Source organism: Nocardia sp. 2TAF39, from assembly GCF_052114905.1.
In the GTDB taxonomy this organism is placed as follows: domain Bacteria; phylum Actinomycetota; class Actinomycetes; order Mycobacteriales; family Mycobacteriaceae; genus Nocardia.
This window is the reverse complement of the sequence record NZ_JBFRFQ010000009.1, coordinates 107,079-119,013: the sequence shown is the minus strand read 5'-3', so window position 1 is coordinate 119,013 and position 11,935 is coordinate 107,079. Positions and strand designations below refer to the sequence as shown.

Genomic DNA, 11,935 nt, shown 5'->3' with positions numbered 1-11,935 from the left:
TGAAAGGACGCCTAGTCGAAGCGATCAACCGGAGGCCAGATGAGCACGCCAGCCGACCACCGGTCGATCGTCGTCGGAGTCGACGGCACCGCCACGGCATTGGCCGCAGCACGCTGGGCGGGCGACCTCGCGGCTCGTCAGCGTGTCCCGCTGGTGCTGCTCGGCGTCGCTCCCGCGCTCGACCATCCGTTGACCGCAGTGGCGTTGGCGGAAACCGATCTGCTTCCCGAACTCCGCGCCGCGGCGCAGCGCAAGGTCGAAGAGGCATTCGCGGCCGTGCGCGGCAATCACCCGCGGGCGGAGATCCAGCAGATCGTCGAAGCCGGTATTCCCGCACGCAAGCTGGTCGAACGCAGCGCGACCGCAAGCATGGTCGTGCTGGCCGCAAACCTCAGCGACCGGTTCAGCACGCTCCTGCTCGGGTCGACCGCGCTCATGGTCGCGAACAAGGCGACCTGCCCCGTAGCTGTATGGCGCGGAAAGGCCGACCGACCGCTGCCGGATCGGCGGCCTGTGCTGGTCGGTGTCGACGGCAGCCCGGGCAGTTCCACCGCGATCGGCGAGGCATTCGAGTTGGCGTCGGTGCTCGACGTCGGGGTGACCGCGTTGCACGCCTGGAACGACCCGGACCTGCTGCAGTGGACTCCGGTACCCGACGCCTGGACCACCCTCGCCCAGCAGGAGAAGGAACTGCTGTCGGAGCGCCTGGCCGGATGGAGCGAGAAGTATCCGGACGTCGCGGTCACCAAAGTGGTCCAGAAGAGCTTGCCCGCGCAGGCACTGCTCGAGCACGCCGAGGACGCGCAAATGGTGCTGACCGGCAGCCGCGGGCACAACCGCCTCACCGGGCTCCTGCTCGGCTCGACCAGTCAGAACCTGCTGCACCATTCGCCACGGCCAGTGGTCATCTGCCGCGAACAGTAGAGCTTCCAACAGGAGGTCATTGTCATGAGCCAAGATCTACACCCCGGACAGCGCGACCCGGACCTCGCGCTACTCGCACCGGTCGCGCTGATCCTCGGCGTAGTGATGGTGGTCACCGCGCTGGCCGTAGTAGTCGAAATCCCCCGCTGGGCATCGGATTACGGCATCATGGTGGTGGCCGCAGGCGTCCTGTACCTCATCGGGGCCGGGTCGCTGATGTACTGGGCCATCGACCAGCTGCGGAATCGCTCGGACGAGGCCTGATCTCGCAGATCGTGCCACTCGGAATCGAGGCGCTGGCGCCTTCGCGCTACCGACCGATTCGCTCGATACGCAGGGACATGAACTCGGAGCTGCCATCGAATGGGCTCCGGCGTGAGCGTCGACAAAGGGATCTCGCGGATCTCACGAAAGGTCAGCACCGGCCGGCAAGGGCAACGGTTCGCGGTCTCGGCGCGCCGATGGCGCCAACCACGCTCTGCCGGTGGGCCCGGGCGCGCAGAATTGAACCAGAACGATCTCGAACCCGCGCGCAAGGAGGGACCGTGTGCAATCCGTCGATCCATGTCGCCTCGCTGCTGAAGGGCGAAGAGGTCTACCGCAGCGAACTCGGTTCGCTGACCAGACTCACCGCCGACAGTTTTCCGATCCTCAGTGGCCTCTCGATCAAACGCCTCACGCTGGCGCCCGGCGCGATACGCGAACCGCACTGGCACGCAAATGCCACCGAACTCACGTACTGCACCGCCGGGCAAGCGCTGGTATCGGTATTGGACAACGGCGGTAACTTCGCCTCGTTCCTGGTCAGCGCCGGGGAAATGTTCCACATCGATTCCGGCGCCCTGCACCACGTCGAAAACGTCGGCGACACCGACGCGGAATTCATCCTGGCGTTCGGCCATGAACGACCCGAGGACTTCGGATTCAGCGCTGCCCTCGGTGCGATGACCGACTCCGTGCTCGGCAACACTTACGACCGGCCTGCCGCGGACTTCGCCACGATCCGGCGCAGCACCACCGCCAGGCTCATCGCGCAACGCGACGGCGATCCCGACATCCCGTCTGTCGCCCATTTCGGCGACCCACACCACTTCGCCATCGAAGCGATGCCGGCGCCGGTGGACTCACCGATCGGCTCCGCGCGCACCGCCCGCGAACAGTTCTGGCCGGCACTGCACGACATCTCGATGTACTCGCTGCGGGTCCGGGAAGACGGTATGCGCGAACCACATTGGCATCCCATCACCGCCGAAATGGGCTACGTCCACCAAGGTACCGCGCGTATGACGATCATGGATCCGGACGGGACGTTGGACACCTACACCGTGACGGAAGGCGAGGTGTACTTCATCCCCCGCGCCTATCCCCACCACATCGAGGTCATCGAATCGCCCCGAATTCACCTGCTGATCTTCTTCGACCAACCGACACCCGCCGACATCGGCTACCGCGCCTCGATGAGCGCCTACTCCCGCAAAGTCCTCGCCGCGACATTCGGCATCACCCTCGACGAACTCCCTGACCTCCCCTTCACCCCCACCGACCCCCTGATCGTCACCCGAAATAATCCACTCGCCCCGTAGTCGAAGCGATCGGACGCAGCGGACGATTTGCGCAAGCCCCTTCAGCCGGAGAGCCCACCCGCCTTTCTGTTCGCCTCCGGGGCGTCCGGTGCTGGTATTTCGCCGGTGAATTTGTTGCGATACGCCGGATAGCATCGCCGATGCGTGGAACTGCGCCAGCTGAGGTGCACCGCATCGGCCTGTGGCGAGCGGCCGACGAAGCGGACCTCCACACCAACGTGCTCGACACCCTGCCGTTGCGGATGTGGATGAGTGTCACTGTCACCGCGGTGCGGTCGCACCCCGATGATCCGGGCAAGGCCAACTCAGCGGAGTGACCTTCACCCGCCTGTCGAACGGCGCTCGCAGCAAGCCTTCTGTTGGATTCGGTGGGCTCGTTGTAGAAGCGAATGTGACGGCTCTGGAGTCTCCGACTCGCCGACGGGCGGATCCCTCAGCCGACGGAGGCGTTCGGCCCGATCCACCGGTCGAATAGCCGGTCGACCGAACCGGTCGCGAGTTGTGTCGCCAACCAGGCATTGAGCGCGGTGGCCAAGAGCGGGTCGTCTTTGCGGACCAAGAGCACCTTGCCGAACGAGTCGAACGGCGTCTCCGGGTGCAGTACTTGCAGGTCCGGGTGCTGACGCACGCGGTAGCGACCCTCGACCGAGTCGGTAACGAACACGTCGGCACGACCCTGCTCGATCTCGCCGAAGATCGTCAGGTTGTCGGGCCACAAGGTGAGCTGCGCGTCCGGGAAGTTCTTGCGCGCGAATTCCTCGTTCGTGCCACCTCGATTCGCGATCACGCGGACGCCGGAACGGTTGATCTGCTCGATCGTCGAATAGTCGGTGCTGCCCGAACGGCGCGTGATCGGCGTCTTGCCGTCGGTGCCGTAGGCGATCGAGAAGTCTGCGAAGACGCGACGAGACGGCTGATCGGAGATGCCGCCGACGGCGATATCGCAGTGGCGCTCGGCGAAATCCGTTTTCAGCGTCGCCCACGTCACCGGCACGAACTCGATCGGGCGGCCGAGCACGGCCGCGAATTCCTCCGCGAGATCGATGTCGACGCCGCGGTAACCATCCGCACCGTCGCCGACGGAGTATGGCGGATAGTCCCCGGGCGTACAGGCGCGCAAGGCATTCGACAGCTCCTGCGCGGCCGCCGGAATCACCGATGCGACAAGGGCTGTCCACCCCGCGATGAACACCGCGCCGATCCGACCGGACAGCCGCACAACTCGATTGCGCACCGCTCAGTCCTCGCTGCGCGCCTGGGGGAAACGGGTCTGTCGGGCGACCCAGCCCGCCATCTTGGCCCAGTGGCCTCGACGCGGGGTGACGACCGAGGTGAGCTCGCGATCCCATTCGTCGGATTCGGTCAGGCCGTCGACGAAGCCGACAAGCTCCTTGGCGGTGTCCAGGTCGGCGACGACCCGGTCACCGAGAACGCCGTCGGCACCTACCAGGGTGACGCGGACACCGATGCGCCCGAGGGGCTGAAGCACGGCCGTGGCGGAACCGCCGTGATCGCAGACGAATCCCTTGACGGACTCCACGAGGGCGCCCGACAGCTTCGCCGGGGCCGTGGCGGCTCGAGTACTCATGGCAACGGAGTTTACCGACCGGTAGAAAGCAGTCCAGCCGCTCGGTGTACAACTGAACTCATGCACGCCATTCAGGTTTCCGAACACGGTGGTCCCGAGGTCCTGAAGTACGTGGACGCGCCCGATCCACGAGTCGGGCCGGACCAGTTGCTGGTCGACACGCAGGCGATCGGCATCAATTTCATCGACACTTACATCCGCACCGGGCGCTACCCGCAGGACGTCCCGTACATCCCGGGCGCCGAAGGCACCGGTGTCGTCACCGAGATCGGCGCGAACGTGACCGAGTTCGCGGTCGGCGACCGGGTCGCTTGGGCGGCCGCGCCGGGCAGCTACGCGCAGAAGGTGGCGGTGAACGCCGCCGCCGCCATCGCGGTGCCGGACGGAGTCGAGGCTCCGGTGGCCGCCTCGGCGCTGCTGCAAGGCATGACGGCGCACTACCTGATCGAGTCGATCTACAAACCGGAGCCAGGGGAAACCGTGCTGGTGCATGCGGGTGCCGGCGGTGTCGGACTGATCCTGACGCAGCTGGCCACGGCGCGCGGTATCCGGGTGATCACGACGGTGTCCTCCGACGACAAGGAGACCCTCTCCCGCGCGGCGGGCGCCGCCGAGGTGCTGCGCTACGGCGACGCTCTCGCCGACCAGGTTCGCAAGCTCACCGACGGCGTCGGCGTGGCCGCGGTCTACGACGGCGTCGGTGCGGCAACCTTCGAGTCGAGCCTGGCCTCGCTGCGCGTCCGCGGCACGCTCGCCCTGTTCGGCGGCGCGAGCGGTCTCGTACCGCCGTTCGACCTGCAACGGCTCGGCCCGGCCGGTTCACTGTTCGTCACTCGGCCGACCCTCGCGCACTACATCCGCGATCGCGCCGAATTGACCTGGCGCGCGGGCGATGTGCTCGGCGCTATTGCCGACGGCTCGCTGAACATCCGAATCGGCGCCACCTACCCACTCGCCGACGCCGAGCGGGCCCATCGCGACCTGGAGGGCCGCAAGACCACGGGTTCCATCGTCCTGCTCCCCTGAGTCGCGGTCGGAAAGCATTGCGGCGGTGGGCAAGTCGCTGATTGCCCACCGCCGGTCAGTAATCTCGCCCGGTGAGTCCACGGTAGACGAAGCGAGTCAGACCGTTCACCGCCTGTTCGTCGGTCAGGTCGACGGTGCCGTCCTCGACCGCGACCAGCAGGCTCTGGGTGAGCAGGAACATCATCGCCAGACTGGCGTCGGGCGTGCTCGGCAGCCGTAATCCTTCGGCGGCGAAGCCTGCCACGTGGTCGATGATGTCCGTGCGCTGCTGGCTGCCGAACCGTGCGACCATGCGGGCGAAGTCGTCGTTGACCAACGCCGCCTGATTCACCGCGCGCAGCACCGCCGCGTGTTCCCGCGCGAAGGTCCAATATCCGGCGACGTGGTAGCGCACCGCCTCCGGGTCGCTGAAGTCCGGGTTGTGGTCGGGCTGCTCCGCGCGCTCGTCACCCGCCGCTGCCAGGTCACTCAGTAGCGCTTGAAGCAGCTCTTCCTTGCTTGCGAAGTGGTTGTAGAACGACCCCGCCGCGCGACCCGCGGTCGTCGTGATGTCGGTGATCTTGGTGTTCAGATAGCCGCGCTCGGCGAACAGCCGCAGGGCGGCGGCCTTCAGCGCGTGCTCGGTCTCGGCCGACTTCTCCTTGCGGCTCAGGGACACCCGCATCACCTCCTTGACATGGAAACGTACCAACCCTCATGCTGAAATTGCATTCACTGAATTTAATTTCATCAGGAGTAACTCATGACTCGGCTCGTCCTCGTCGCGGGTGCCGGCCCCACCGGCCTCACCCTCGCTCTCGACCTCGCTCGCCGGAACATCCCGGTCCGGATCATCGACAAGGCCGCGGAGTTCTTCGCCGGTTCCCGCGGCGACGGCATCCAGCCGCGCACCCTGGAGGTGTTCGACGACCTGGGTGTGCTCGACGCGGTGCGCGCGGCCGGGATGCCGATACCCGCGATGCGCGTCCACCTCGACGGCGAGTTCGTCACCGAGCGCAGGATGTGGGAGCCGATCGAGCCGACCCCCACCGTCCCCTACCCGAATCCGTGGGTGCTCGGCCAATCCGGGACCGAGGGCATCCTGCGCGATCGGCTCGCCGAGTTCGGCGTGCACGTCGAACTCGGCACCACGCTGGTCGACTTCGACCAGAACGAGGGCGCTGTCACGGCGACGCTGGAGCGCGACGGTGCGCGCGAGTCCGTGCGCGCCGCCTACCTGGTCGGTGCCGACGGTGGTAAAAGCACCGTGCGCAAGACGTTGGGCATTCCGTTCGAAGGCAACACCGACGAGTCGATCCGGATGCTGCTCGGCGACGTCCGGGCCGACGCACTCGACCACGAGTTCGGTTACTGGTTCGCCGCCGCCGACCGGCCGATGGAGGGCATCGCCCTGTCGCCGTTGCCCGGTGGGCGCCAGTTCCAGTTCGCCGCCCCGTCGACCGGCGACGCGCAGCCGAGCCTCGCGCTGCTTCAGAAGTACGTGGACCGCTACTGCGGACGCGACGACGTCATCCTGACCGAACTCAGCTGGGTTACGGTGTGGCGACCGAATGTCCGCCTGGCCCAGCGATTCCGCGAGGGACGCGTCTTTCTGGCCGGTGACGCCGCGCACGCGCACCCGCCCACCGGAGGACAGGGGCTGAACACCGGCATCCAGGACAGCTACAACCTCGGCTGGAAGCTGGCCGCCGCGCTCGCCGGTGACGACGCACCGCTGGAAATCTACGAATCCGAACGAAGGACGGTGGCCGCCCGGGTACTCGGTCTGAGCTCGGAACTGCTGGACAAGCTGGTCGACGGCGACGAGGACGCGATGCGACGCGGACCGGAGACCCAGCAGCGGGACATCAGCTACCGCGATCCGGCCGCGCGTGCGCCGCTGGCGGCGGGTGATCGCGCACCGGACGCGCCGCTGAAAGACGAAGCGGGCCGTCCGATCCGGCTGTTCGACCTGTTCCGCGGACCGCACGCGACGCTGCTGTCGTTCGGCAGCACCGCCCCGGCCGGGCCCGACGCGTATGCGGTGGTTCGCCCTGGGATGCCGGTGGCGGGACCGCATGTGGTGGATGTCGATGGGCACGCGCACACCGCCTACGCCGCGGCCGAGGGCACCTGCGTGCTTGTCCGGCCGGATGGCTACGTGGGCGCGATCAGCTGAAGAAGCTGCCGATGGTGTCCCAGCCGAGCACCGAGTCCACCGCGAGACCGCAGAACACCACGGCCAAGTAGTTGTTCGACTGCAGGAACAGCCGCAGCGGCTTCACCGATTCGCCGCGCCGCACGCCCGCGTACAGCTGGTGGGCCATGAGCAGGAACCACGCTCCGGCCACCAGGGCCACGGCTGCGTAGACCACACCGGTCGCCGGCACGAGGGCCAGGGTGGTGAGCACGGTCAGCCAGGTGTAGACGACGATCTGCTTGGTGACGGTCCGCTCGGTGGCCACCACCGGCAGCATCGGCACGCCCGCCGCGCGGTAGTCCTCCTTGTAGCGCATGGCCAGCGCCCAGGTATGCGGGGGTGTCCAGAAGAAGATGACACCGAACAGCGCGAGGGCGGGCAAGCCGATACCGCCGGTCACTGCCGACCAGCCCACCAGCGCGGGCATGCAGCCCGCGGCGCCGCCCCAGACCACGTTCTGCGAAGTGCGGCGCTTGAGGCCGAGCGTGTACACGAAAACATAGAACAGGATCGTCGTGACCACGAGCAGGCCGCTGAGCAGATTGGCCTGCCACCACAACCAGGCGAACGAGCCGACGCCCAGCAGCACACCGAACACGAAGGCGTTCCTGGTCGGCACCGCGTCCCTGGCCAGCGGACGTTTGGCGGTCCGCTTCATCACCTTGTCGATGTCGGCGTCGGCGACACAGTTCAGCGTGTTCGCGCTCGCGGCGCCCATCCAGCCGCCGAACAGCGTGACCGCGATCAACCGGAGGTCGACCGTGCCACGATCGGCGAGCAGCATGGTGGGAATCGTGGCGACCAGCAGCAGTTCGATGACACGTGGTTTGGTCAGTGCGATGTACGCCAACACCCGCCGCATGAGTCGAGACGGTAGACCGGGACCCGTGAACCGATCGGCCAGCGCCGTCGCGGAGGAGCCGTGTGCACCGTCGCCACCCGGCCGTTGCCCAATCCGCACTGTCTCTCCTCGCACGCTGTGCATCGCCTCCGGCCCGGACCAGCAGCGCGCCATCCCGGCGATACGGATGCGCCGGTGCCGGACCTCCGTCCGCTCCGGCGCCCCCTCCGACCCGGTGCGGCGCGATTACTACTACAAAGGATGGTAGACCCCCGCTGCCCCCTCCTCTCCCCGCGCCCCCGCGCAAACCCCGGCGCGCAGGCACTGCCCCTGGACACAGCCGCCCGTTAAACACGGGTTACTGCTGTGCCGGTCAAGCAGCACATCTAGGGTAGTTGGGTAAGCCCGGTATGCACGCCATCGCTGCCGTGCGGTCATCGCCGTCAGAACCCCACCGCCGTCGACGAAACCAATGTCAGGAGAACCTCGGTCGTGTCAGTCACAGACGACATCCGCGCCCTCACTCAGCCGAACCACCCGGACGACTGGACGGATCTCGACACCAAGGCCGTCGACACCATCCGGGTCCTGGCCGCCGACGCGGTGCAGAACACCGGGAACGGTCACCCCGGCACGGCGATGAGTCTGGCGCCGCTGGCGTACACGCTCTACCAGCGCACCATGCGTCTCGACCCCAGCGATCCCAGCTGGGTGGGCCGGGACCGGTTCGTGCTCTCCTGCGGCCACTCCAGCCTGACTCAGTACATCCAGCTCTATCTCGCCGGTTTCGGTCTGGAACTGGACGATCTGAAGAACCTGCGCAAGTGGGGCTCGCTCACCCCGGGTCACCCGGAGTTCCGCCACACCGACGGCATCGAGATCACGACCGGGCCGCTCGGCCAGGGCCTGGCCTCGGCGGTCGGCATGGCGATGGCGGCGCGGCGCGAGCGCGGCCTGTTCGACCCGGACGCCGCGCCCGGCACCAGCCCGTTCGACCACTTCATCTATGTGGTCGCGTCCGACGGTGATCTCGAAGAGGGCGTCACCTCCGAGTCGTCGTCGGTCGCGGGCACCCAGCAGCTGGGCAATCTCGTCGTGGTCTACGACGACAACCGGATCTCCATCGAGGACGACACCACCATCGCCTTCACCGAGGACGTCGCGAAGCGTTACGAAGCCTACGGCTGGCACGTGCAGGTGGTCGAGGGCGGTGAGGACGTCGTCGCGATCGAGGCCGCGCTGGACGCCGCCAAGGCCGAGACCGGCAAGCCCTCCATCATCGTGTTGCGTACCGTCATCGGCTACCCGGCGCCGGGCAAGATGAACACCGGGGCAGCGCACGGCGCCGCGCTGGGCGCCGACGAGGTGGCCGCTACCAAGAAGATCCTCGGCTTCGACCCGGAGCAGAGTTTCCAGGTGGACGATGCGGTCATCGCGCACACCCGCAGGGCTATCGAGCGCGGCCGGGAAGCCCACCAGGAATGGCAGCGGTCGTTCGATGCGTGGGCCGCGGCGAACCCCGACAACAAGGCGCTGTTCGATCGTCTCGCCGAGCGGCGCCTGCCCGAAGGCTGGGCCACGAATCTGCCGACCTACGAAGCCGATCCGAAGGGCATGGCCACCCGCAAGGCTTCCGGCAAGGTGCTCGCCGCGCTCGCGCCGGTGCTGCCCGAGCTGTGGGGCGGTTCGGCCGACCTCGCCGAGTCCAACAACACCACCATGCCCGACCAGCCCAGCTTCGGGCCGGAGTCGATCTCGACCGGCATGTGGAAGACCAACCCGTACGGCCGCACCCTGCACTTCGGTGTGCGCGAGCACGCGATGGGCTCGATCCTCAACGGCATCGCCTTGCACGGCCCGACCCGCCCCTACGGCGGCACCTTCCTGGTCTTCAGCGACTACATGCGTCCTGCGGTTCGCCTGGCCGCGCTGATGCGGGTACCCGCGATCTACGTGTGGACCCATGACTCCATCGGCCTCGGCGAGGACGGCCCTACCCATCAGCCGATCGAGCACCTGGCCGCGCTGCGCGCCATCCCCGGCCTGAATGTGGTCCGCCCCGGCGACGCCAACGAGACCACCTACGCCTGGCGCACCATCCTCGAGCGTGACAGCAGCGAGCATGCTTCGCACTTCTCGGTCTCCGAGCCACCGCATCAGGACGGCCCGTCGGGGCTGGCGCTGACCCGCCAGGATCTGCCGATCCAGGAGGGCACCAGCTACGAGGGTGTGTCGAAGGGCGGCTACATCCTGGCCGAGGCGTCCACCGGCACACCGCAGGTGATCCTGATCGCTACCGGTTCGGAGCTCCAACTCGCGGTCGCCGCCCGCACTACGCTGGAGGAGCAGGGCATCGGAACCCGCGTGGTGTCGATGCCGTGTGTGGAGTGGTTCGACGCACAGGACAAGGCTTACCGGGACGAGGTGCTCCCGCCCGCAATCGCCGCACGTGTCGCCGTCGAGGCCGGTATCGCGATGCCGTGGTACCGGTTCGTCGGTGACGCAGGCGAGATCGTATCGATCGAGCACTTCGGCGCCTCCGCCGACTACAAGACCCTGTTCCGCGAATTCGGCTTCACTCCGGAAGCCGTCGTTGCCGCAGCGCAGCGCACGCTCGAGAACGTGAAGGGATAAGCGCTCATGGCACAGAACGAAAACCTCGCCACCCTCTCCGCGGCAGGCGTCTCCGTGTGGCTCGACGATCTGTCCAGGGACCGGATCCAGTCCGGCAATCTGGCGGACCTGATCGCCACCCGCAGCGTCGTCGGGGTCACCACCAACCCGACGATCTTCCAGGGTGCGCTGAGCCAGGGGCACGCCTACGACGGCCAGGTGAAAGAGCTTGCCGCCCAAGGGGCGGACGCCGAGGCCGCGATCCGGACCATCACCACCGACGACGTGCGCGCCGCCTGCGATGTGTTCGCCCCGGTGTACGAGGCGACCGGCGGCGTGGACGGCCGGGTCTCCATCGAGGTCGATCCTCGCCTGGCGTTCGACGCGGAGAAGACCACCGCCCAGGCCGTCGAGCTGTGGAAGATCGTCGACCGGCCCAACCTGTTCATCAAGATCCCGGCCACCGAGGCGGGCCTGCCCGCGATTACGGCCGTGATCGCGGAGGGAATCAGCGTGAACGTCACGCTGATCTTCTCGGTCCAGCGCTACCGCTCGGTGATGGGCGCGTACCTGGACGGCCTGCGGAAGGCCGAGATCGCCGGACATGATTCGGCCAAGATCCATTCGGTCGCCTCGTTCTTCGTGTCCCGGGTGGACACCGAGATCGACAAGCGACTGGAGGCGATCGGCACCGCCGAGGCGCTCGCGCTGCGCGGTAAGGCCGGTATCGCCAACGCGCGTCTGGCCTACGCCGAGTACCAGGACGTGTTCGACGGCGGCAAGCGCACCTCCACCTACACGGACCTGGCCGCATCCGGCGCGAATCGCCAGCGGCCGCTGTGGGCTTCGACCGGCGTGAAGAACCCGGACTACTCCGACACCATGTACGTCACCGAGCTGGTGGCGCCGAACACGGTGAATACCCTGCCGGAGAAGACCCTGGCGGCCGTCGCCGACCACGGCGAGATCCGCGGCGACACCGTCAGCGGCACGGCCGCGGAGGCCAAGGCGGTCTTCGACGAGTTGGTCGCGGTCGGCATCGACCTGGACGACGTGTTCGCGGTGCTCGAGCGCGAAGGCGTGGACAAGTTCGAGAAGTCCTGGGAGGAGTTGCTGTCCGCCACGGCCGACGAATTGAACTCGGCCGCCTCCGGAACTGACGTGTCCGGGAACAGCTGACC

12 protein-coding genes are annotated in these 11,935 nt (G+C 67.4%); 8 read left to right on the top strand and 4 right to left on the bottom strand.

The window, feature by feature from the left end; all coding sequences use genetic code 11:
- The first annotated feature begins 39 nt into the window (after positions 1-39).
- The 4 genes from AB4Z47_RS07845 (at position 40) to AB4Z47_RS07830 (ending at position 2,824) form a co-directional block, all read left to right on the top strand.
- Entirely contained in the window at positions 40-924 is an 885-nt protein-coding gene (locus tag AB4Z47_RS07845; protein ID WP_441949105.1) for a universal stress protein, read from the top strand.
- Between the two features lie 24 nt (positions 925-948).
- The gene (locus tag AB4Z47_RS07840) at positions 949-1,188 is read left to right on the top strand and encodes a hypothetical protein (RefSeq protein ID WP_441949103.1); all 240 of its coding nucleotides are present in this window, start codon (positions 949-951) and stop codon (positions 1,186-1,188) included.
- A gap of 281 nt (positions 1,189-1,469) precedes the next feature.
- Positions 1,470-2,507 carry a cupin domain-containing protein gene (locus tag AB4Z47_RS07835; RefSeq protein ID WP_441949102.1) on the top strand — a complete coding sequence of 346 codons (1,038 nt, stop codon included), beginning with the start codon at positions 1,470-1,472 and terminating at the stop codon, positions 2,505-2,507.
- A 140-nt stretch (positions 2,508-2,647) separates the two neighbouring features.
- Complete coding sequence (locus AB4Z47_RS07830) at positions 2,648-2,824, top strand: muconolactone Delta-isomerase family protein (protein ID WP_441949100.1); 177 nt, start codon at positions 2,648-2,650, stop codon at positions 2,822-2,824.
- Positions 2,825-2,940: 116 nt separating this feature from the next.
- On the opposite strand, the gene AB4Z47_RS07825 is transcribed toward AB4Z47_RS07830, so the two are convergent.
- Together AB4Z47_RS07825 and AB4Z47_RS07820 are read right to left on the bottom strand one after the other, a co-directional pair.
- A complete protein-coding gene (locus tag AB4Z47_RS07825) occupies positions 2,941-3,741 on the bottom strand; it encodes a transporter substrate-binding domain-containing protein (RefSeq protein ID WP_441949098.1) in 801 nt (266 codons plus the stop codon).
- Positions 3,742-3,744: 3 nt separating this feature from the next.
- On the bottom strand, positions 3,745-4,095 hold the full coding sequence (locus AB4Z47_RS07820; protein ID WP_441949096.1) for a hypothetical protein: 351 nt from the start codon (positions 4,093-4,095) through the stop codon (positions 3,745-3,747).
- 60 nt (positions 4,096-4,155) lie between these two features.
- Between AB4Z47_RS07820 and AB4Z47_RS07815 the strand changes: the two genes are divergently transcribed.
- A complete protein-coding gene (locus tag AB4Z47_RS07815) occupies positions 4,156-5,121 on the top strand; it encodes a quinone oxidoreductase family protein (protein WP_441949094.1) in 966 nt (321 codons plus the stop codon).
- Between the two features lie 55 nt (positions 5,122-5,176).
- Here the strand turns inward: AB4Z47_RS07815 and AB4Z47_RS07810 are convergent, their stop codons facing one another.
- Positions 5,177-5,785: a TetR/AcrR family transcriptional regulator gene (locus AB4Z47_RS07810; RefSeq protein WP_441949092.1), complete on the bottom strand. Its 609-nt coding sequence runs from the start codon at positions 5,783-5,785 to the stop codon at positions 5,177-5,179.
- A 78-nt stretch (positions 5,786-5,863) separates the two neighbouring features.
- Here AB4Z47_RS07810 and AB4Z47_RS07805 point away from each other — a divergent pair, with 78 nt between their 5' ends.
- Positions 5,864-7,279 carry an FAD-dependent monooxygenase gene (locus AB4Z47_RS07805; RefSeq protein ID WP_441949091.1) on the top strand — a complete coding sequence of 472 codons (1,416 nt, stop codon included), beginning with the start codon at positions 5,864-5,866 and terminating at the stop codon, positions 7,277-7,279.
- Here AB4Z47_RS07805 and AB4Z47_RS07800 read toward each other — a convergent pair.
- On the bottom strand, positions 7,272-8,261 hold the full coding sequence (locus tag AB4Z47_RS07800; RefSeq protein ID WP_441949089.1) for a heme o synthase: 990 nt from the start codon (positions 8,259-8,261) through the stop codon (positions 7,272-7,274). The genes AB4Z47_RS07805 and AB4Z47_RS07800 overlap by 8 nt on opposite strands.
- Positions 8,262-8,633: 372 nt before the next feature.
- Between AB4Z47_RS07800 and tkt the strand changes: the two genes are divergently transcribed.
- Together tkt and tal are read left to right on the top strand one after the other, a co-directional pair.
- A complete protein-coding gene (tkt, locus tag AB4Z47_RS07795; RefSeq protein ID WP_441949087.1) occupies positions 8,634-10,775 on the top strand; it encodes a transketolase in 2,142 nt (713 codons plus the stop codon).
- Between the two features lie 6 nt (positions 10,776-10,781).
- Complete coding sequence (gene tal / locus AB4Z47_RS07790) at positions 10,782-11,933, top strand: transaldolase (protein ID WP_441949086.1); 1,152 nt, start codon at positions 10,782-10,784, stop codon at positions 11,931-11,933.
- Positions 11,934-11,935 lie beyond the last annotated feature (2 nt).

Excerpts from the sequence above, each read along its gene's own strand:
- AB4Z47_RS07810 (WP_441949092.1), bottom strand. The coding sequence starts at position 5,785 with ATGCGGGTGTCCCTGAGCCGCAAGGAGAAGTCGGCCGAGACCGAGCAC.
- tal (WP_441949086.1), top strand. The coding sequence starts at position 10,782 with ATGGCACAGAACGAAAACCTCGCCACCCTCTCCGCGGCAGGCGTCTCC.
- AB4Z47_RS07845 (WP_441949105.1), top strand. The coding sequence starts at position 40 with ATGAGCACGCCAGCCGACCACCGGTCGATCGTCGTCGGAGTCGACGGC.
- AB4Z47_RS07820 (WP_441949096.1), bottom strand. The coding sequence starts at position 4,095 with ATGAGTACTCGAGCCGCCACGGCCCCGGCGAAGCTGTCGGGCGCCCTC.
- AB4Z47_RS07830 (WP_441949100.1), top strand. The coding sequence starts at position 2,648 with ATGCGTGGAACTGCGCCAGCTGAGGTGCACCGCATCGGCCTGTGGCGA.
- AB4Z47_RS07840 (WP_441949103.1), top strand. The coding sequence starts at position 949 with ATGAGCCAAGATCTACACCCCGGACAGCGCGACCCGGACCTCGCGCTA.
- AB4Z47_RS07805 (WP_441949091.1), top strand. The coding sequence starts at position 5,864 with ATGACTCGGCTCGTCCTCGTCGCGGGTGCCGGCCCCACCGGCCTCACC.
- AB4Z47_RS07815 (WP_441949094.1), top strand. The coding sequence starts at position 4,156 with ATGCACGCCATTCAGGTTTCCGAACACGGTGGTCCCGAGGTCCTGAAG.